Annotated in this window: 16 protein-coding genes and 1 pseudogene; 6 read left to right on the forward strand and 11 right to left on the reverse strand. The window is 60.3% G+C overall.

Annotated elements, in window-relative coordinates:
* Positions 1–9 precede the first annotated feature (9 nt).
* Positions 10–1,653 (reverse strand): malate dehydrogenase (quinone), encoded by a 1,644-nt coding sequence (gene mqo, locus HGP31_RS18095; RefSeq protein WP_020796356.1) that lies wholly within the window; start codon positions 1,651–1,653, stop codon positions 10–12.
* Between the two features lie 371 nt (positions 1,654–2,024).
* Here mqo and ilvD point away from each other — a divergent pair, with 371 nt between their 5' ends.
* Entirely contained in the window at positions 2,025–3,707 is a 1,683-nt protein-coding gene (gene ilvD, locus HGP31_RS18100; protein ID WP_083349297.1) for a dihydroxy-acid dehydratase, read from the forward strand.
* A gap of 133 nt (positions 3,708–3,840) precedes the next feature.
* On the opposite strand, the gene HGP31_RS31010 is transcribed toward ilvD, so the two are convergent.
* From HGP31_RS31010 to HGP31_RS18110, 3 genes and pseudogenes are all read right to left on the reverse strand, one after another.
* Complete coding sequence (locus tag HGP31_RS31010) at positions 3,841–4,704, reverse strand: methyl-accepting chemotaxis protein (RefSeq protein ID WP_414896149.1); 864 nt, start codon at positions 4,702–4,704, stop codon at positions 3,841–3,843.
* A pseudogene (locus HGP31_RS31015) lies at positions 4,696–5,502 on the reverse strand (MCP four helix bundle domain-containing protein); the annotation flags it as partial. The gene HGP31_RS31010 and the pseudogene HGP31_RS31015, both read right to left, overlap by 9 nt.
* Positions 5,503–5,553: 51 nt before the next feature.
* Positions 5,554–6,228, reverse strand: coding sequence for a DUF2238 domain-containing protein (locus tag HGP31_RS18110; protein WP_420850700.1), 675 nt, complete (start codon positions 6,226–6,228; stop codon positions 5,554–5,556).
* 170 nt (positions 6,229–6,398) lie between these two features.
* On the opposite strand from HGP31_RS18110, the gene HGP31_RS18115 reads away from it, so the two are divergent.
* Positions 6,399–6,830: a nuclear transport factor 2 family protein gene (locus tag HGP31_RS18115; protein WP_168758333.1), complete on the forward strand. Its 432-nt coding sequence runs from the start codon at positions 6,399–6,401 to the stop codon at positions 6,828–6,830.
* An 87-nt stretch (positions 6,831–6,917) separates the two neighbouring features.
* Here the strand turns inward: HGP31_RS18115 and HGP31_RS18120 are convergent, their stop codons facing one another.
* From HGP31_RS18120 to HGP31_RS18135, 4 genes are all read right to left on the reverse strand, one after another.
* A complete protein-coding gene (locus HGP31_RS18120) occupies positions 6,918–7,358 on the reverse strand; it encodes a CBS domain-containing protein (RefSeq protein WP_020796361.1) in 441 nt (146 codons plus the stop codon).
* Between the two features lie 31 nt (positions 7,359–7,389).
* Positions 7,390–7,764 carry a nitrite reductase small subunit NirD gene (gene nirD / locus HGP31_RS18125; protein WP_020796362.1) on the reverse strand — a complete coding sequence of 125 codons (375 nt, stop codon included), beginning with the start codon at positions 7,762–7,764 and terminating at the stop codon, positions 7,390–7,392.
* Entirely contained in the window at positions 7,764–10,325 is a 2,562-nt protein-coding gene (gene nirB, locus HGP31_RS18130; RefSeq protein ID WP_168758334.1) for a nitrite reductase large subunit NirB, read from the reverse strand. The genes nirD and nirB overlap by 1 nt, the downstream gene beginning before the upstream one ends.
* 1,546 nt (positions 10,326–11,871) lie before the next feature.
* A complete protein-coding gene (locus tag HGP31_RS18135) occupies positions 11,872–12,072 on the reverse strand; it encodes a YbdD/YjiX family protein (protein ID WP_033044098.1) in 201 nt (66 codons plus the stop codon).
* 240 nt (positions 12,073–12,312) lie between these two features.
* Here HGP31_RS18135 and HGP31_RS18140 point away from each other — a divergent pair, with 240 nt between their 5' ends.
* Genes HGP31_RS18140 through msrA form a run of 3 tightly spaced genes read left to right on the forward strand, consistent with a single transcriptional unit; the run spans position 12,313 to position 13,966 of the window.
* Positions 12,313–12,918, forward strand: a complete 606-nt coding sequence (locus tag HGP31_RS18140) for an SCO family protein (RefSeq protein ID WP_020800942.1) — start codon at positions 12,313–12,315, stop codon at positions 12,916–12,918.
* Positions 12,918–13,406, forward strand: a complete 489-nt coding sequence (locus HGP31_RS18145) for a copper chaperone PCu(A)C (protein WP_168758335.1) — start codon at positions 12,918–12,920, stop codon at positions 13,404–13,406. Before HGP31_RS18140 ends, HGP31_RS18145 begins: the two co-directional genes overlap by 1 nt.
* A gap of 53 nt (positions 13,407–13,459) precedes the next feature.
* On the forward strand, positions 13,460–13,966 hold the full coding sequence (gene msrA / locus HGP31_RS18150; protein WP_033044096.1) for a peptide-methionine (S)-S-oxide reductase MsrA: 507 nt from the start codon (positions 13,460–13,462) through the stop codon (positions 13,964–13,966).
* Between the two features lie 4 nt (positions 13,967–13,970).
* Here msrA and HGP31_RS18155 read toward each other — a convergent pair whose 3' ends face one another.
* Positions 13,971–14,510 (reverse strand): hypothetical protein, encoded by a 540-nt coding sequence (locus HGP31_RS18155; RefSeq protein ID WP_168758336.1) that lies wholly within the window; start codon positions 14,508–14,510, stop codon positions 13,971–13,973.
* Positions 14,511–15,002: 492 nt separating this feature from the next.
* On the opposite strand from HGP31_RS18155, the gene katG reads away from it, so the two are divergent.
* Entirely contained in the window at positions 15,003–17,255 is a 2,253-nt protein-coding gene (gene katG / locus HGP31_RS18160; RefSeq protein ID WP_168758337.1) for a catalase/peroxidase HPI, read from the forward strand.
* Positions 17,256–17,313: 58 nt separating this feature from the next.
* Here katG and HGP31_RS18165 read toward each other — a convergent pair whose 3' ends face one another.
* Both HGP31_RS18165 and HGP31_RS18170 read right to left on the reverse strand, forming a co-directional pair.
* Positions 17,314–19,311 (reverse strand): peptidase U32 family protein, encoded by a 1,998-nt coding sequence (locus HGP31_RS18165; protein ID WP_083349303.1) that lies wholly within the window; start codon positions 19,309–19,311, stop codon positions 17,314–17,316.
* A 597-nt stretch (positions 19,312–19,908) separates the two neighbouring features.
* A complete protein-coding gene (locus tag HGP31_RS18170; RefSeq protein WP_168757130.1) occupies positions 19,909–21,078 on the reverse strand; it encodes an IS4 family transposase in 1,170 nt (389 codons plus the stop codon).
* Positions 21,079–21,163: the final 85 nt, after the last annotated feature.

Raw genomic sequence — 21,163 nt, forward strand, 5'->3', positions numbered from 1 at the left:
AGCGCTCAGTTACAGCGCCATGTCCGCCGCAGCATTCTCTTTCGGTGCCTTGGCTTTTTCAGCCTCGACAGCCGGAGCCACAGCCTGGCCGATCGCAGGTGGTGGAGTCAGTTCCAGCACCTTGGCGGTGTAGGCCCATTCCTCGGCAACCTTTTCAGGGCTGGCGTTGAGCTGGGTGCCGTAGCTCGGCACGATTTGATGCAGTTTTTCCTGCCAGGCCGGGGTCGCGACCTTGTCCTTGAACACTTTCTGCAGCACGGTCAGCATGATCGGTGCGGCGGTCGAAGCGCCTGGGGACGCGCCCAGCAGGCCGGCGATGGTGCCGTCTTGCGAAGCGACGATTTCGGTGCCCAGTTTCAGTACGCCACCGGCAGCTTCATCACGCTTGATGATCTGCACGCGCTGGCCAGCTTGCCACAGGCGCCAGTCCTCGGCCTTGGCATTCGGGAAGTATTCCTTCAGGGCGTTGAGGCGGTCTTCGTCCGACAGCATCAGTTGACCGGCAAGGTACTCGACCAGCGGGTATTCCTTGATGCCGACCTTGGTCATTGGCCACACGTTATGCGTGGTGGTGGTGGTCAGCAGGTCCAGGTACGAACCCTCTTTCAGGAACTTGGTACTGAAGGTCGCGAATGGGCCAAACAGGATCACGCGCTTGCCATCCAGCACGCGGGTATCCAGGTGCGGAACCGACATCGGCGGTGCGCCAACCGAAGCCTTGCCGTAGGCCTTGGCCAGGTGTTGTTCGGCGATGGTCGGGTTCTCGGTCACCAGGAACGAGCCGCCCACCGGGAAGCCTGCGTATTCCTTGGCTTCAGGAATGCCGGACTTCTGCAGCAGGTGCAGGGCACCGCCGCCAGCGCCGATGAACACGAACTTGGCGTCGGTTTCGGATTTGCTGCCGTCTTTCAGGTTTTTGTAGCTGACGCGCCAGCTGCCGTCGGCGTTCTTGCTGATGTCCTGCACTTCACTGGACAGTTTCAGGTCGAATTTCGGCGTGGTCTGCAGGTGTGCAACGAACTGGCGGGTGATTTCGCCAAAGTTCACGTCGGTACCGATCGGAGACCAGGTGGCCGCGATTTTCTGGTTCGGGTCACGCCCTTCCATCATCAGCGGGACCCACTTCTTGATCACGGCCGGGTCTTCGGAGTACTGCATGCCGGCGAACAGCGGGCTTGCCTGCAGGGCTTCGTAGCGCTTTTTCAGGAACTTGATGTTGTCATCGCCCCACACGAAGCTCATGTGCGGTGTGGAGTTGATGAACGAACGCGGGTTCTTCAGCACGCCTTGCTGGACCTGCCAGGCCCAGAACTGACGGGAGATCTGGAACGCTTCGTTGATTTCAACGGCCTTGGGAATCGAGACGTTGCCTTTCTCGTCTTCCGGGGTGTAGTTCAACTCGGCCAAGGCAGAGTGACCGGTACCGGCGTTGTTCCAGCCGTTGGAGCTTTCCTGGGCGACGCCGTCGAGGCGCTCGATCATTTCCATCGAGGTGCCGGGTTCCAGCTCATTGAGCCACACACCGAGGGTTGCGCTCATGATGCCGCCGCCGATCAACAGCACGTCGACTTTCTTGGCTTCTTCGGCCTGGGCTGTCGTCATCCCCAACGACAAGGCCAGCCCCAGCAGGGCCGTGTTCACTTTCTTAAACATCTGTAGCACCTATGATAAAACGCCATCCGCCCTTCCAACTGCGGTTGCAGGCCGCTTGTCTCACGGCATTCAGGCAAGTCTGCCGCGGGTTCTCGTACATAACGGCTGCACATGACGGCTGGAAGGTGGGCACACAAGGCCGATTGACTGCATCGACCCCAGTTATATGTCCCTACTGAACTGACTTTTTATCTTTTTTGGCTTCAGCTACTTGAGCGACAGTGATTCTGCTCGCCCGCCTCAAGGGCAGGAAAACTGAATAGATCAAACCAAGTTGTTGCGAAGAATATCACGACAAGCCCAGCCCGCGCGTGATGGATGTAGGTGGCGACTATACTCACTGGTCATCAGTTGAGCATGTGGGAGCCGCCATGAGCGACAAAGACGATCTGCGCAAATATTCCTCCCAGGTAATCGACGGCGTGGAGGCTGCCCCCGCCCGTGCCATGCTGCGTGCCGTGGGCTTTACCGACGAAGACTTCAAGAAACCACAGATCGGCATCGCCTCCACCTGGGCGATGGTCACGCCGTGCAACATGCACATCGACAAACTCGCGATCGAAGCGGAAAAAGGCGCGAATGCCGCCGGCGCCAAGGGCGTCATTTTCAACACCATCACCATTTCCGACGGCATCGCCAATGGCACCGAAGGCATGAAATATTCACTGGTGTCCCGCGAGGTGATAGCCGATTCCATCGAAGTGGTGGTCGGCTGCGAAGGCTTCGACGGGCTGGTGACCGTGGGGGGTTGCGACAAGAACATGCCAGGCTGCCTGATCGGCATGGCGCGGCTCAACCGCCCTTCGATCTTCGTCTATGGCGGCACCATCCGCCCGGGCGCCGGCCACACCGACATCATTTCCGTGTTCGAAGCCGTGGGCCAGCACGCGCGCGGTGACATCAGCGAGATCCAGGTCAAGCAGATCGAGGAAGTGGCAATTCCCGGCCCCGGCTCCTGTGGCGGCATGTACACCGCCAACACCATGGCCTCGGCCATCGAGGCGCTGGGCATGAGCCTGCCCGGTTCGAGCTCCCAGGACGCCGTTGGCGGCGACAAGGCCTCGGACAGTTTCCGCGCCGGCCAGCAAGTGATGGAATTGCTCAAGCTGGACCTCAAGCCCCGGGACATCATGACCCGCAAGGCCTTCGAAAACGCCATTCGCGTGGTGATCGCCCTCGCCGGCTCGACCAACGCCGTGCTGCATCTGTTGGCCATGGCCAATGCCGTGGATGTCGAACTGACCCTGGATGACTTCGTCGAGCTGGGCAAGATTTCGCCGGTGGTGGCCGACCTGCGCCCCAGTGGCAAATACATGATGAGCGAGCTGGTGGCCATTGGCGGCATCCAGCCCTTGATGAAGCGCATGCTCGCCGCTGGCATGCTGCACGGCGATGTGATGACCGTGACCGGCAAGACCCTGGCGGAAAACCTCGAAAACGTGCCCGACTACCCCGCTGGCCAGGACGTGATCCTGCCTTTCGATCAGCCGATCAAGAAGGACTCGCACCTGGTGATCCTGCACGGCAACCTCGCGCCCACCGGTGCCGTGGCCAAGATCACCGGCAAGGAAGGCCTGCGCTTCGAAGGCACGGCCCGTGTGTACCACGGCGAGGAAGGCGCCCTGGCCGGCATCCTCAACGGCGAAGTGCAGGCGGGCGATGTGATCGTGATTCGCTACGAAGGGCCCAAGGGCGGGCCGGGCATGCGCGAAATGCTCTCGCCGACATCGGCGGTGATGGGCAAGGGTTTGGGCAAGGATGTGGCGCTGATCACCGACGGGCGTTTTTCCGGTGGCTCCCATGGTTTCGTGGTGGGGCATATCACACCCGAAGCGTTTGAAGGCGGCCCGATCGCGTTGATCGAAGATGGCGACCGGATCACCATCGATGCGCAAACCCGGCAGATCACCGTTGATGTGTCCGATACTCAACTGGCCGAGCGCAAGAGCCGTTGGGTACGGCCGGAATCGAAGTACAAGCGCGGGGTGCTGGCCAAGTATGCGAAGACCGTGTCGAGTGCTTCGGAGGGGGCGGTGACTGACAAGTACCTTTGAAACCTGGATTTGTGTTGTCTGATCTACCGCCTTCGCGAGCAGGCTCGCTCCCACATTTTCTAATGCATTCCATTGTGGGAGCGAGCCTGCTCGCGAAGGGGCCCTTAAAGGCAGTGCAAAATGAAAGGATGTATCAAAGGCGGAAGCGATCCACCGACTGCGACAGTTGCCCCGCCAGCGAAGACAACTCATCCGTCGTCAAAGCCGTCTGCCCGATCACCTTGCTGTTGCCTTCGGACATGCCGGCAATCATCTCCACCTGATGGGCGATTTCATTGCTGGCCAGGCTCTGCTCGCCGATGGTGCGGCTGATGTCGTTGACCAGTTGCGTGGTGTTGAGCGTGGCCTCGAGGATCTCGCGGATGGCACGCTCGACGTCGGCGGTCACGGCCATGCCCTTGTCGACCTGGGACACGCCCTCCTCCATGCTGATCACCGCTTCGCGGGTGCTTTGCTGGATGCGCGAGACCATGGCGGCGATTTCCTGGGTCGAAGCGCTGGTGCGGCCCGCCAGGCTGCGCACTTCATCGGCCACCACGGCAAAACCACGGCCCTGCTCCCCAGCGCGGGCGGCTTCGATGGCGGCGTTGAGCGCCAGCAGGTTGGTCTGGTCGGCGATGCCCTTGATCACCTGGATGATGCTGAAAATTCCTTCGGATTCCTTGTCCAGGGTGCGAATCACCTGTGCCGACTGCTGCGCCGAACGGGCGATGCCGTCCATGTCGCTGACCACCTGATGGATCACCCGCCCACCATCCTTGGCCAGCGCCTCGGCCTGGTTGGCCATGTCCAGCGCCCTTCCGGCATGCCGGGTGATTTCCTCGATGCTCGCGGTCATTTCGCTGGCAGCGGCGGCCATGGTGCTGGCGGCGGCGCTTTGTTGCTGGCTGCTGCCGGCCACTTCGTGGCAACCCTCGCTCAGGCGTGTGCTCATGCCGTTGACACCATGGGCGTTGCTGCGTACTGCTTCGATCATGTCGCGCAAATCACGCTGCATGGTCGCCAGGCTGCGAATCAGGGTGCTGGCTTCGTCCTTGCGCTCGGGTACTGCAATCGTCTCGCTCAGGTTGCCATGGGCGATGCGTTCGGCGATGCGGCTGGCCGTTTGCAAGGGGTTCATGATGCTCAGGATCACCCAGCGTCCCTGAACGAGCAGCAACAACAGGCTGGCGAAAAGCACGGCGCCGAGGGCCAGGTTGGCGCTGCCGAGCGCTTGACGGGTCCCTGCACTGGTCTGTTGGGTGTTGTTTTCGATCAGCTCGCTGAGGGCCGCCATCTGGTCTTCCAGTTGGCTGAACACGCTGTTGAAGGCGCCCAGTTCTTTCTGCGCGGCCTCGGGGTTTTCCAGGGCGATTCCAACAATGCGCTCGGCCGCAGCGATGTAGGTGTCGAGGCTGGGCTTGATCTTGTGCAAAGCGTCTTTGAGGGTGACATTGACCGCCAGGTTCAGGTTGTCGCCGAGCACTTCGCGAAAGTGTGCCGCGTGCTCTTCGATGGACGTGCGCACTTCGGCCTTGCTGCTGGTACTTTTACCCAGCCCGACCAACATCGCGGACAACACGTCGGCACGTAGCGCGTCGTGCATCATGTCGGCTTCCATGTGGTTGCGCAGCACGGTCATGCCAACCTCGTTTTCCTGCACCGCATCCGCCATCCGGGCAGTCCCCAGGTAACCGACCAGGCCCATGATCAACGCGGTGAGCAACCCCGTCCCTATCAGCAGCAGCAAACGCAGTTTTATGGACACTCTGTGGTTCCTCTTTCTGGCACGTATGTCGATGGGCCAAACGGCCATCGCGAATGGCGTCTCAAGAGGTTATCGACGGGTCGCTGCGCGAATTGAAGGCTATCCCCACTGATTTCTGTTTTTGCGACATGCGGTAGGTAAAGCGGCTTTTTCTGCCGTATGTCGCAGTGAAACCAACAGCAGGCTCACCCATGCGCCAGCGACGGCGAGCACCATGTCCTTTTGAGAATCCCAGGGGTCGTTTTGCGCGCCGACAAAGGCTTTTGCCGTGTCGTCGCCCAAGTAAGCCCCGCCAATCCATTCCACCAGTTCGTAGACGGCCGAGGTCGACAAAATGATGTTCAAGGCCATGAAGAACAGCCAGCGCCCGCGCAACGGTGTCAGCTGCAGCAGCACTTCGCGGATTGGCCAGGCCATCATTAGCCCGTAGCTCAAATGAACCAGCCGGTCGTAATGGTTACGCTGCAGGCCAAAGCTCTTGTCGAAGCTGACGCCGGTCAAGGCCGAACACCAACGATCGTAAGGCACCAGGGAATAGGTGTAATGGGCGCCTAGTTCATGAATGCACAAGAACACGAATACCAGCGTAAGGGAGGCCGCCGACAGGCGAAACTGGCGATAGAACACCACCAACGTCCCCACCAGCAGCAGCGCCAGCAGGTTTTCCAGCGCCCAATCCACCCGGCTACGTGGGGAATAGCCCAGCGCAATGACAATCAGCATGAACAGAATCAACAGCGTCAATTCGTATCGCGGATGTTCCCTGGGCTGCATCATGTGAGTTCCTCGACACCCGTGAATTCAAGATCCATAGGGACTTTTAACTTCGAGAGGAACCCTCGCCGCAAGTTCGCTTTTTTCCTTTGACTCATGCTAGGTTGTACGATGACCGATGAGCCGCATTACCCGGTCGCTCCGATCACTCATAACAACAAGGAACCCTCATGAAAAAAGCAAAGGTGCTGCTTGGTTTTCTGTGCCTGTTCTGCGGCTACGTCGCAGCCAGCCCGGCGGCCGCGGACAAGGACGTGGCAAAAGCCGTCGATCACTTGACCCAGGCAATGCTGCATAAGGACATTGCCGAGCTGAATGCGTTGACGGCCGAAAACCTCAGCTACGGCCATTCCAGCGGCAAAATCCAGGACAAGCAACAATTCATCGCCGATATCGAAACCGGCAAAAGCGCCTTCAAGACCCTTGAGATGCAGAACCAGACCATCACCGTCTCCGGCGATGTGGCGTTGGTTCGCCACCACTTTTCGGCCCAGGCTCTCAAGGGCTCCGAGGTGGTCCCGACGGAAATCGAGAACTTCCAGATCTGGCAGAAACAAAGCGGAAAATGGCTACTGGTAGGACGACAGGCGTTCAAGTTCTGATGTGGGGGTGACCCCGGAAGAAGGGGACGAATGGGCGTCTACCCGCCGATCCGCCCCTTGGGTGTTGCGCTGGTGCCGACCCTGGTTTCAGTGCCCGCGAATGTAATGCTCGAACTGCCGAATCAGGTCGGCCTGCTCGATAATGGCTTGCTTGACCAGATCGCCGATCGACAGCAAACCGATCAGCTCGCCGTTTTCCACCACCGGCAGATGCCGCAAATGGCTGTCAGTCATGACCGCCATGCAATGCTCGATGCTCTGTTGGCTGTCGGCCGTGACCACCGGCGAGCTCATGATCGCCCGGACCGGCGTGCCCACTGACGAACGCCCCAGCAGCACCACCTTGCGCGCATAGTCACGCTCGCTGATCACCCCGACGACCTGGCCCTTTTCGATCACCGGCAACGCGCCCACGTTCTTTTCGGCCATTTTCTGCACGGCCTCCAACACCATGGCGTCGGGTGCGATGCTGTGCACCTGCTGATTTTCCACGACCTTGAGCTTGAGCAACTGTGCGGCTGTCTTCATGTTCGTCTCCTGATGTAAATGGCCTGCAACGTCAGGCCACTCCGACTTCCACCAACCCTTCGTTCAACCGCACTGGCCAGACCCGCAAGCGCTGTTGCGGGTACTCCAGGCAACTGCCATCCTCAAGACGAAAATGCTGCTTGTAGATCGGCGAGGCAACGACCAGGTCGCCCTTGATGCTGCCGACCAGTCCGCGGCCGATGACATTGGCCCCCGATTGCGGGTCGTGGTTGTCGATGGCATAGAGTTGTTTGCCTTCCATGCCCGGCAGGTAGAACAGCGCCACCTGGGCACCGTCCAGCCACACCACCACACCGGAGTCATTGACCAGGTCCTGCTGGCTGCACACCGATTGCCAGACGACAGACGCAGGGGCTTCAACGCGTAGGGTATTGGACGGGTTCATCAGACACTCTCCTCGGTAACAGGGATCAGGTTGAGTTCAGCCGCCATGATCGGCCGGCGCTGGCCGCGCTCCTGGACAAAGTGGATGTCCGGATCCGGGCGTTTATCGTTGACGAAGGTCCGGAAGCGCTTGAGCTTTTCCGGGTCCTTGAGGGCATTTGCCCACTCGCATTCGTAGCGATTGACCACCAGTTCCATCTGCGACTCGAGCTCGGCGCCCAGGCCCAGGCTGTCGTGGATGATCACGTCCTTGAGGTAATCCAGGCCGCCTTCCAGGCTTTCGCGCCAGACCGAGGTGCGCTGCAGCTTGTCGGCGGTACGGATGTAGAACATCAGGAAGCGGTCGATGTAGCGGATCAGGGTCGCGTCATCGAGGTCGGTGGCGAACAGCTCGGCATGGCGCGGGCGCATGCCGCCGTTACCGGCGATGTAGAGGTTCCACCCCTTCTCGGTGGCGATCACGCCGACGTCCTTGCTTTGCGCCTCGGCGCACTCACGGGTGCAACCGGACACCGCGAACTTGAGCTTGTGCGGCGAACGCAGGCCCTTGTAGCGATCCTCAATGGTCAGTGCCATTTGCACGCTGTCCTGCACGCCATAGCGGCACCAGGTGCTGCCGACACAGGACTTCACCGTGCGAGTCGACTTGCCGTAGGCGTGACCGGTTTCGAAGCCCGCTTCAATCAGTTCGCCCCAGATGTCCGGCAACTGGTGCAACTGGGCGCCGAACAGGTCGATGCGCTGGCCGCCGGTAATCTTGGTGTAGAGGTCATACTTTTTCGCCACCACGCCGATGGCAATCAGCTTGTCGGCAGTAATCTCGCCACCGGGAATGCGTGGCACGACCGAATAGGTGCCGTTCTTCTGCATGTTGGCCATGAAGGTGTCGTTGGTGTCCTGCAGCGGCACCAGCGACGGGTCCATGATCGGCTGGTTCCAGCACGACGCCAGGATCGAGCCCACCGCCGGCTTGCACACGTCGCAACCGGTGTGGCCACGGCCATGCTTGGCCAGCAATTCTTCGAAGCTGATCACCCCTTCTACCCGTACCAGCGCATACAGCTCCTGGCGGGTGTAGGCGAAGTGTTCGCACAGGCTCTTGTCGACGCTGACCCCACGGGCAATCAGCTCATGTTCGAAGACTTGCTTGAGCAACCCGGCGCAACCGCCGCAGCCGGTGCAGGCCTTGGTCTGCGACTTGAGCAGGCCAAGGTCGGTGCAACCGCCGTCGATGGCCGAGCAGATGGCGCCCTTGGTCACGTTGTGGCACGAGCAAACCGTGGCCGTTTCCGGCAAGGCGCCAGGCCCCAGGGTTGGTGCACCTTCGGACGACGGCAGGATCAACGCGGCGGGTTCGGCCGGCAAGGCGATCGCGTTCTGCATGTATTGCAACAGCGTGTCGTAATAGCTGTTGTCGCCGATCAGCACTGCACCGAGCACGTGTTTGCCGCTGGCATCCACCACCAGGCGGCGATAGCTGGCCGTGGTTTCGTCGATGAACTGATAGCTGCGCGCGCCAGGCGTATTGGCGTGGGCGTCGCCGATGGAGCCAACGTCGACGCCCAGCAGCTTGAGCTTGGTCGACATGTCGGCACCCTGGAACGGCTCGGCGGCATCGTCACACAGGCGCGCGGCGACACTGCGGGCCATCTGGTAACCCGGCGCGACCAGGCCGAACAGGCTGCCGTTCCAGGACGCGCATTCACCGATGGCGTAGATGTTCGGGTCACAGCTCAGGCAGGTGTCATCGATCACCACGCCACCGCGCGGGCCGATCTCCAGCGCACATTGCCGGGCCAGCGCATCCTGGGCGCGGATACCGGCGGAGAACACGATCAGGTCGGTTTCGAGGAATTCGTCGTTGGCGAAGTTCATCCGGTAGCGGTACTGCTCGCCAGCGCTGATCGATTGCGTGGCGCGGGACAGGTGCACGCCGACGCCAAGGCGCTCGATCTGCGCCTTGAGCGCCAGGCCACCCAGATCATCCAGTTGCACCGGCATCAGGCGCGGGGCAAATTCCACCACGTGCGCTTCGAGCCCCAGGCTTTTCAGGGCGTTGGCGGCTTCAAGGCCCAGCAAGCCACCGCCGACCACCACACCGCGCCGGGCATTGGCCGCCGCGGCACGAATGGCATCGAGGTCTTCCAGGGTGCGATAGACCAGGCGCGAATCGCCTTCGGCGCCTTCGATCGGCGGCACGAACGGATAGGAGCCGGTGGCCAGGACCAGCTTGTCGTAGGCCACGCAACCTTGAGCGGTGATCACCTGGCGCCGGGCGCGGTCGATTTCCAGCACCGGTACCCCCAGGTGCAACGTGACGCCTTGGGTCTCGTACAGCGCCGCGTCACTGAGTGCCAGCGACTCGGCGTCGCGACCGGAAAAGTACTCGGACAGATGCACGCGGTCGTAGGCACGCATTGGTTCTTCGCTGAAGACATGCAGCCGATAGCGGTCAAGGGCGCCACGTTCGATCAACTGCTCGACACAATGATGCCCGACCATGCCATTGCCGATCACGACCAGCGTTTGCTGTTTGTTCAAAGTGGCTACATTGGAATTCATAAACGACACCTGCCCTAAGCCCATCACGGTGAAAAAAAGCAAAAAAAAACGCCTGAAACCTTGCGGTTCCAGGCGTCTTTGCCTGTTCTTTTGCGGTGTTGAAAACCAGACGGCCATGCCTGATCCACCGATGTTGCCCACGACCTGTGCGGCCAGTCGATCGTCGTTGACCGAGAGGGCTGCCCATCTTTTTCAGAGGGGCTTGATGGGGTTTATGCAGGGTTTGTGCCAGCCGAACGCAAGAAGACATCATGGTGGTGCAGACGTGAGTGTTTAGTCCTTGCTGGCCGCCAGATTGGCAGGTTTTTGGCGAAATGAATGGTGCTGCCAGTGGTAAATGTCGCAGAGAAAAATGCATCGGCAACCCGCTTCGCACTGGTGCACGCTTTCGGTCACCGCGCTTTAAAAGTGCGCAAAACCTGTAGGAGCGAGCATGCTCGCGATGAACCTGAGAGCGCCGAGGGGTGTCAGGTGCCCAGCGGCCGCCTCGTCGTTGCGTTGGCTTTTGATTTTCTTACCCCCTCATGCCATGAGCCTGTCCGTCAACCTGTGACGATTGCCATCGGCGCTTCTACCAACGTTGATCCATGATGCGTCGAAGCCTGTGGGCGATGTTGTTGGAGTACATATCCATTGCTGCGGTAACGGCGGCTTATGGTTTCGCCCTTACGGCGACTCCCTTTTTCAAACGCCAAAAAGGAAGCAAAAGGCTTTGCCCCACCACTCGGTGCCTCGCTGTGGCTCGGCATGCCCTCTCTCCGGCATTGCTCCGTGGGTCGCCGCGATGGGCCATCCCTGGCCCAGCGCGGCTAAACCGGCGTCCTGCCGGTTTCCCCACTGCGCAATGCTGCGTTCGGCCATCGTGGTTAACGGGGCACCCAGATCAAAAACAAACGCGAGGCGCCCTGATAGCCGACCTGACTTTTACGGTTACACCTGATCCCCTGTGGGAGCGAGCCTGCTCGCGATGGACGTCAACGATAACGCGCCCTGTCTGAATGAACGCGATGTCTGGACGTTCATCGCGAGCAGGCTCGCTCCCACAGGGGAATGCGGACAGACCTGCCATCAGGTCGGCTGTCAGGCCGCCTCGCTTTGGCTGTTGCTTTTGATTTGGCTTTTGATTTTCTTGCCCCCTCGTGAGGCCGAGTGGAGGTTCTGTGCAGTGGGTAAACCGGCATGGATGCCGGTTTAGCCGCGCTGGGCCATGGATGGCCCATCGCGGCGGGCCCACGGAGCAGGACCGGAGCGAGGGCATGCCGAGCATTAGCGAGGCACCGAACGTCAGGGGCAAGAGCCCTTGGTTACTTAGGGCCGGGCGGCGTTCCGTTTTTCCAAGTGACTCGCTGTAAGAGCGAAACCCTAGGTGGCCGTTACCGCAGGAATGGATATGTACGCTGTCAGGCCGCCATCGCGAGCAGGCTCGCTCCTACAGTGGATCGCGTACAGCCGCGAGAGATTGGTCGGCTGTCAGGCTGCCTTCGCGAGCAAGCCCGCTCCCACAGTAGATCGAGTACATCCTCGGGGCGCGGGGGAATTTGCAGCGTCAGCAACACCGCGTATTACATTTCCCGCGCCCAAAACGCGCGTCCTGACGCTCACGGAAAAACGCCTCGTAGGTCATCACCGGCTCGCCCGGATGGCTGATCGCCCTCTGTGCGACATAGTTGTCGTAATCAGGAACGCCCACCATCAAACGCGCGCTCTGGCTAAGGAAACTGGCGGCTTGCTGCAATTTGCGGATCATGGCAGTGCTCTCGATGAGATTTGGACAGCCCGATATAACCCCACTGATGTATCTGCAATGTGTCCGCTTCCCGGCCAATTGTATTTTCATGTATTCAAGCCCCCGCGACCTTTTGGCGCATGACCGGCTGGCCATCGATTGAGCGCCAACGGGCAACAGTTTGTTAACATCCCTGCGCTTTTTTTCGCCTGATCCGTCAGGCACTGTGTTTTCTCTGTTGCACACAGGAAGCTTTTTTCCATGAGTACGTTGTATTCCCGCCGCACAGTCCTGCAAGGCATGAGCCTGTTGAGCCTCGGCCTGCTCGCCGGCTGCGATGACAGCAGCAAGCTGTCGTTCAAGTACGGCAAGGACCTGAGCGACAAGATCATGGGCCGCTCCTTCAAGCTCAAGGACACCGAGGGCGAAACCCGGATGCTCGGCAGCTACCAGGGCATGATGCCGATGATCTTCTTCGGCTTCACCCAATGCCCGGCGGTCTGCCCGACTACGCTGGCCCGCGCCGCCCAGGCGAAAAAACTGATGGGCCGCGATGGCGAGCGCCTGCAAGTGATCTTCATCACCCTGGACCCTGAGCGCGATACACCCGAGTTGCTCGACAAATACGTAAAGGCCTTCGACCCGAGTTTCGAGGCGCTGTACGGCACCCTGGAAGAAACCGCCGCCACCGCCAAGGAGTTCGGCGTATTCTTCGAAAAAGTCCCAAGCGGCGACACCTACACCCTGTCCCATACCGCGACCAGCTTCGTGTTCGACTCCCGGGGCAATTTGCGCCTCGGCCTGTCCGCGTCCCTTACCGCTCAAGAGTGCGCAGAAGACCTGCTCACCGTCATGGAGGTTTGCTGATGACTTCGTTTTGCGCACCAAGCTTTAAACAGCTTGTACTGGGAATGGCCCTGATCGGCATGGCGTGGCAGGTGTCCGCGCAAACCAGGGTCAACGATGCCTGGGTCAGGGCGACGGTGGCCGGCCAGCCTTCGAGCGGCGCCTTCATGACCTTGCAGGCCGACAGCGACAGCAAGCTGCTCAGCGTGCAATCGCCCGTGGCGAAGACGGTGCAGGTTCACCAGTCGAGCATGAAGGACGATGTGATGAGCATGCAGCAGGTCGAGTCCGTGGCATTGCCGGCCGGCAAGGCGGTGAGCTTCGATCCCCATGGCTACCACGTCATGCTCATGGACCTGACGGGCCAGATCAAGGAAGGCGATAGCGTGCCCCTGAACCTGACCGTGGAAAACGCCAAGGGCGAGAAAGAAACGATCCAGGTGAACGCGCCGGCAAAGGCACTGAATACGATGGATCATGGCAATATGGATCACAGCAAGATGCATTGAGGGTCTGACGGCCTCCGCCATGGAGGCCGCTCTTTGATGGGAGGTGCGTACTGATGACGACGAACACTGAAACCGCCATCCTCGCTGGCGGCTGCTTCTGGGGCATGCAGGACCTGTTTCGACGCTACCCGGGGGTGATTTCCACGCGTGTCGGTTACTCGGGGGGCGATGTACCCAATGCCACCTATCGCAACCATGGCACCCACGCCGAAGCGATCGAAATCGTCTTCGACCCGGAGCAGATCAGCTATCGCCAGATCCTCGAGTTTTTCTTCCAGATCCATGACCCGAGCACCAGAAACCGCCAGGGCAATGACCTGGGGACGAGCTATCGTTCGGCACTCTTTTACCTGGATGACGAGCAGAAACGCATCGCCGAAGACACCGTGGCCGACGTTGACGCCTCCGGCCTCTGGCCCGGCAAGGTGGTCACGGAAATAGCCCCCGCCGGCCCATTCTGGGAAGCGGAGCCCGAGCATCAGGATTACCTCGAGCATTACCCTAACGGTTACACCTGCCACTTCATACGACCGAACTGGACACTGCCCAGACGTAAATAATGAATCAAGACAGATAACTGCGTTGTACGCAGACCCGTCGATCAATGGCCTGGCGCAACCGTTCACTGTGTTCATCCCACACTTGGGGATCGACTTTGGGTGAACGCATCAGCTCGAGCATGGCCGACAGTGCCGCCGTGTATTCGGCCTGGGCATCGTCGGCCATGATTTTCAAGCGCTCGTACTTGCTCATCTCCAGACGACGCAAGGCCAATACCGTTTCGTCAGTGATGATCGTGCTCAAGGTCAATTGGGCTCGATGGGGCGCAATGAACGGCTGGGTCTCCAGGAGAATCGCCCTGGCCCGCTGACCACCCCACTGCAGCGCCAGCGCAAACGGCTCGCGCAGGCTGCGGTCATGAAATTCTTCGCAAATCGAAGAACCATTGGCGGCGTAGATCCCGATGAATACCTGGGTCATGCCCTGCGGGGTAATGCGGGCCTGGACCTCGATCTGCCTGCCGTCCACCAGTACGTCTTCGTAGCTTTTGACGGGCAGGCGTTTATTGAGCCAAAGCCAGAATTGTGCGCCTCTATGTCGCATCCACTGCCCTCCCCGGACCGATTCCCGAGTAAGGCACAGGAAGGCGCTGTTCGCCATGCCAATGGTCGGCTGATGTGGCAAATAGCTATCAATCCGTCGCCGCCCTTACCTGCCCCCTTTCAGCTGCCTTGGGGGAAGGAACTGAGCGGTGCTCGACAGTAATCGAAGACGCCTTGAAAGATTCCGCCTATCGGCTACAAATACTCCAGCTATTAGCCGTCTGCCCAAGGGCGGTCTAGCCTTATCTAACGCCGGTGCCGTCTGGCCGGTCGAGACCTGATAAGAAGATAACGCGGGAGTCAGAAACCGACTAGGCATACCGTGGGTCATCCCGTTGGCAATTCGCTTGCCAGTGCCGGAGATGCCCATTTGGCCACGATGATCAGTTGATCGACTTGCTGGGCCAACAGCCTGAGTCATTGATTTCACTCACCGCCATCGTGCCCGAAACGGAACGATGGCTGAATGAACACGACCAAAGGTAGCTCACAGATGGGAACTGAAACGAAATGCCCGTTCAATCATGCCGCTGGTGGTGGCACCACGAACCGCGATTGGTGGCCGAACCAGCTGAATCTGAAGATCCTGCACCAGCACTCGTCCCTGTCCTCCCCCGCGGACGAGGGTTTCAACTACGCCGAGGCGTTCAAGGCCCTGGATTTTGCCGCGCTCAAGCGTGACCTGACCGCCTTGATGACTGACTCTCAAGACTGGTGGCCTGCGGACTTCGGACACTACGGACCGCTGTTCGTGCGCATGTCCTGGCACGCCGCGGGCACCTACCGTACAGGCGATGGCCGAGGCGGCGCCGGCTCTGGCCAGCAACGCTTTGCGCCGCTCAACAGTTGGCCCGACAACGTCAGCCTGGACAAGGCCCGCCGCCTGCTGTGGCCGATCAAGCAAAAGTACGGCAATAACATTTCCTGGGCCGACCTGATCGTCCTGACCGGTAACGTCGCGCTCGAAACCATGGGCTTCAAGACCTTCGGCTTTTCCGGTGGCCGGCCTGACGTCTGGGAACCGGACGAGGATGTCTACTGGGGCTCGGAAAACAAATGGCTGGGTGGCGACGTACGCTACGACAAGGCGCAAAAAGCCATGCAGGAGCCCGGCGAAGGCCCACTTGTCGCTGAGCCCGGGGAAAATGAGGAGAGCCGTACCGAGCAAGGACGCAATCTGGAGAACCCGCTGGCGGCCGTGCAAATGGGCCTGATCTATGTCAACCCGGAAGGTCCGGAAGGCAACCCGGACCCGGTAGCCGCCGGCAAGGATATCCGCGAGACGTTCGGCCGCATGGCCATGAATGACGAGGAAACCGTGGCGCTGATTGCCGGCGGTCACGCGTTCGGCAAGACCCACGGCGCTGGACCTGCCGACAATGTCGGTGCCGAACCCGAAGCCGCTGGCCTCGAAATGCAAGGGCTGGGCTGGAAGAACAGCTTTGGCACCGGCAAAGGCCCCGACACCATCACCAGTGGCCTGGAAGTGACCTGGACCACCACGCCGACGAAATGGAGCAACAACTTCCTGGAGAACGTGTTCGGTTTCGAATGGGAACTGACCAAGAGCCCGGCGGGCGCCCATCAGTGGACGCCGAAGAACGGTGCTGGCGCCGGGATTATTCCCGACGCGCACGATCCAACCAAACGTCGCAACCCGACCATGCTGACCACGGACCTGGCGCTGCGCTTCGACCCGATCTACGAGCCGATTGCACGGCGCTTTCTGCAGAACCCCGATCAACTGGCCGACGCGTTCGCCCGCGCCTGGTACAAGCTGCTGCACCGCGACATGGGCCCGCTCTCGCGCTACCTTGGCCCGGAAATGCCCAATGAAGAACTGCTGTGGCAGGACCCGATACCTGCAGTCGATCATCCGCTGGTCAACGACAGCGACATCGCGGCCCTGAAAAGCAAACTGCTGGCCTCGGGACTGTCGGTCTCGCAACTGGTCTCGACGGCCTGGGCCGCGGCATCCAGCTTCCGCGGTTCGGACAAGCGCGGCGGTGCCAACGGAGGGCGCTTGCGCCTGGCCCCACAGAAATTCTGGCAGGCCAACCAGCCCGAGCAACTGGCGGGGATACTTTCAAAACTGGAGAGTATCCAGCAGGAATTCAACGCCGGTGGCAAGAAGATCTCCCTGGCCGACCTGATCGTGCTTGCCGGTTGTGCAGGCGTTGAACAGGCTGCTAAAAATGCCGGACACACGATCACGGTGCCTTTCTCGCCGGGGCGCACAGACGCTTCCCAGGAGCAGACCGATGTCGAATCCTTCGGTTTTCTCGAACCGATTGCCGATGGCTTCCGCAATTACCTCAAGGGGCGATACCGCGTATCGGCAGAGTCGCTGTTGATCGACAAGGCACAGTTGCTGACCCTCACAGCGCCGGAAATGACCGTGTTGATTGGCGGCATGCGCGTGCTCAACACCAACGTCGGACAGACTTCCCACGGCGTCTTCACCACTCGGCCCGAGGCACTGACCACCGATTTCTTCACCAACCTGCTGGACATGGGCGTGGAGTGGAAACCGGTGTCGGACACCCAGGAAGAGTTTGAAGCAAGCGATCGCAAGACCGGCCAGAAAAAGTGGACGGGGACGCGAGTCGACCTGGTCTTTGGCTCCAACTCGCAATTGCGCGCGCTGTCGGAGTTCTATGCCAGCAACGGCGAGGAAAAGTTCGTGAAGGACTTTGTGGCGGCCTGGACCAAGGTGATGAACCTGGACCGCTTCGACTTGAGGTGAGCAGCCCCGTAGGGTGAGTTGACGAGCGCGCAGCCTTGACTGCGCGCTCGACGGTCACTCAGTGGGGTGCGCGATGGATGGTCTTGAGCAGGTCTTCGGGGCTGATGTGCCCGACGACCTGCTGCACACTGCCCGGTTGCGGCAGATCGAGGATATGCCCCTTCATCTTGCCGATCACGTGCATCTCGCACGGCTTGCAGTCGAATTTCAACGTCAGCACTTCGTCGCCGTGGATCAACTGCATCGGGGCGACCTTGGTGCGCACGCCCGTCACGCCCTTGGCCTGCTTGGGGCACAGGTTGAAGGAGAACCGCAGGCAGTGCTTGGTGATCATCACCGGGACTTCGCCGGTTTCTTCATGGGCCTCGTAGGCCGCATCGATCAGCTTGACCCCGTGACGGTGATAGAAGTCGCGGGCCTTCTGGTTGTAGACGTTGGCCAGGAACGACAGGTGCGACTCCGGATACACCGGCGGCGGGCTGGTCTCGGCCTTGCGGCCACCCCGTGGATGGGCCTGGATGCGTGCATCGGTCAACACCTCGATCACTTCGCGACGCAAGGCCTTGAGCTGCGAGTTGGGAATGAAGTACGCCTGCGGTGCATCCAGCTTGATGTCGGTGGCGTGGTATTCGGTGGTGCCCAATTGACCCAGCAGGTCATGAAGTTGCTCAAGGGCCTGCTGCGGCTTGTTGGCCACACCGAATGGCCCGTCCAGGGCAACGCTGGCGCTGACGCCCTCTTCGCTGGTGGCGGTCAGTTCCAGGCGCTCCTCGCGCAAGCGGGCGACCCAGGACAGACCGATCCGGCGCTCGGCCGAGGTTTTTTGCAGCGCTTGGGCCCAGTTGTGATCCAGGTTGCGACTCAGCGGGTGATTCGGGCGCAACTGGTGCAAGCCCTTGGGCATCTCGTTGGGCTCGACGCGGTAGCGATAGCGCTTCTCGCCGTCTTCTTCGAACTCGCCTTTAGCTTCTGCGATGTTGGTCCGCCAACCCACCACTTCACGCTTGACCAGTACGTTGAGGCCGTCACCGTTGGACAGCGGCTCGTGGGTGACCACCAGCAGATCGCGCTTGCCGACTTTTTCCACCACGCCCACGGGCAGGCCGGTGAAGGTCGGCGAGTCGAAGGCGCCGATGTCGATCTTGCGTTCGCTGACGAAGTAGTCGGTACTGCCTCGGTGGAAGGTCTTGTCCGGATCGGGCAGGAAGAAATGCGCGGTGCGGCCGCTGGACGCGCGGGCCAGGTCCGGACGGTCTTCGAGCACGGCGTCCAGGCGCTGGCGGTAGTAGGCGGTGATGTTTTTCACGTAGCCCATGTCCTTGTAACGCCCTTCGATCTTGAACGAGCGCACGCCAGCTTCCACCAGTGCACGAATGTTGGCGCTCTGGTTGTTGTCCTTCATGGACAGCAGGTGTTTCTCGTAGGCGATCACCCCGCCCTTCTCGTCCTTGAGGGTGTACGGCAGGCGGCAGGCCTGGGAGCAGTCACCGCGGTTGGCGCTGCGGCCGGTCTGCGCGTGGGAAATATTGCACTGGCCGGAAAACGCCACGCACAACGCACCGTGGATAAAGAACTCGATCGCCGCCTCTGTTTCATCGGCAATGGCGCGGATCTCTTGCAGGTTCAGCTCGCGGGCCAGAACCAGTTGCGAAAAGCCGGCCTGGTCGAGGAACTTCGCCCGCTCCAGGGTACGGATATCGGTCTGGGTGCTGGCGTGCAGCTCGATCGGCGGGATGTCCAGCTCCATCACACCCAGGTCCTGGACGATCAGCGCGTCGACACCGGCGTCGTACAGTTGATGGATCAACTGGCGGGCCGGCTCCAGCTCGTTGTCGTGCAGGATCGTATTGATCGTGGTGAACACCCGGGCGTGGTAGCGATGGGCGAACTCCACCAGCGCGGCGATATCGCTCACCTCGTTGCAGGCGTTGTGGCGCGCGCCGAAACTTGGGCCACCGAGGTAAACGGCGTCGGCGCCATGCAGGATCGCCTCACGGGCGATGGCCACGTCACGGGCGGGGCTGAGCAATTCCAGGTGATGTTTGGGCAGGGACATATATTTTTTAGTCAGGCTGTCACGGTCGAGGCGCGCATTGTAGCGGTGAAATGAGCGCGGGGCACCCGTGTACTGCCAGGTGGCGGGTTCGGGAGCGAACCTTCAACATCGCATGTACCGCATAAACCCTGTAGGAGCCCGGCTTGCCGGCGAAGGCGGCCTTATAGGCGAATCTATTTTTACGGTGTACATATCCATTCCTGCGGTAACGGCCACCTATGGTTTCGCTCTTACAGCGAGTCACTTGGAAAAACGGAACGCCGCCCGGCCCCAAGTAACCAAGGGCTCTTGCCCCTGGCGTTCGGTGCCTCGCTAGTGCTCGGCATGCCCTCGCTCCGGTCCTGCTCCGTGGGTCGCCGCGATGGGGCAAGAAAATCAAAAGCCAGATCAAGATCAAACGCGAAAGCGAGGCGGCCTGACAGCCGACCTGATCGGGAGCCGTGCGCATTGATCGTTCCCACGCTCTGCGTGGGAACGCCGCCAGGGACGCTCCGCGTTCCGCAGACGACACACGACGTGAGCAATGCGCAACGGTGACGCGGAGCGTCACAGGATGCATTCCCACGCAGAGCGTCACTAGTGTCCGGTAAACATGTTTCATAGCTGAAGGCTGCCTTGGGCAGCCTTCAGCTTTTCTCGCTCCTGCCTTCGTCGATCCCTCAGTTCTGGAGTAGCGGGCCGTTCGTGCAGGACGTGAGATATGCGAACCGTCAGCTCGAACAACGAACCGGTAAATCCTGAACGACGATGGAAAAGGTGCAGTAACAAGTAGCTGATCAAGGCACTGTAAATCTGCAGGCGCACGGCGTTTTCAGAGAAGGCATAGAAGCGTTTGAGTTTCAGATGTTGCTTGATCCACTTGAAAAACAGCTCGATCTTCCAGCGATCTTTGTACAAGCCCGCGACTTCTTCAGCTGTTCTTGCGAAGTCGTTGGTCACTAGGATTAATGGCGTGGCATGTCCCTCGCGCTCAACCACCACGCGTCTTACCGGCGTTTCTCGGTAGTCATTCAGACGCTTACCGCCCAGATGCTTTTTGCCGAACAGAATGACTTCATCGGTCATGACCGGGCTTTGCTCGGCTACGGTCGAGTGCTTGTGCAGCACTTTGATATTGGCGTTTTTCTTCAGGCGGGTGACGAAAAAAGCGCCTTTGGTCTGCAACTGGTGCCACCAGTTGTAATCGCAATAGCCCTTGTCAAAGACATACGTCATGCCGGCCTGAATCGGCATTTCCAGTGCATCGCTCAGGTCGTTGACGTTGGCAGGAGTGATGTTGACGTACACCGGGGCCAACTGTGCCAAATCTAGCCCGACATGTACTTTCAAGCCCTGCGTAATGCGGGTTTTCGTGGCGGCTGTCCAGCCATCGAAGTGAGGTCCGCGCAAAGTGATCGACGTGGAATCAAGCAGGCTAACCATGGCACCGACTTCTTTGCGCTGCTGGCGGCTGATGCCGCGCAACAGCAACTCGCAAAGGTCCTGGAATGGCCGGTAGTCACGCTTGTTCAAGGCATCCGACAGGGTCGAGCGGGCGACGGGACCCGCTTTAAGATGGTAGCTATGCGGGCTTAGAGTTTCGGAGAAAGTCGCCAAGGACCGCAGGCTTAAGGCTTGGGTTACATGACCGCTGACCAGTGTCACCAGCAATTGCCAGGACGTGCAGCGTTTGACGTAGCGATCAGCCTGGTGCCTTTCGGTGGATTGCCGAAAGAACTGGCGCGGGATCGCACTGAGCAGGTGGGCTAAACGGGTGCTGGTAAACATGAGCCAAAATCGAGTCTGAAAAATCCGATTATGACTGACGGCCGCCAACAGCAAGGGGGAGCAAGCTCCCCCTTCGGTTTTTACC

The organism is Pseudomonas umsongensis (assembly GCF_012647205.1).
Classification (GTDB): Bacteria; Pseudomonadota; Gammaproteobacteria; order Pseudomonadales; family Pseudomonadaceae; genus Aquipseudomonas; species Aquipseudomonas umsongensis.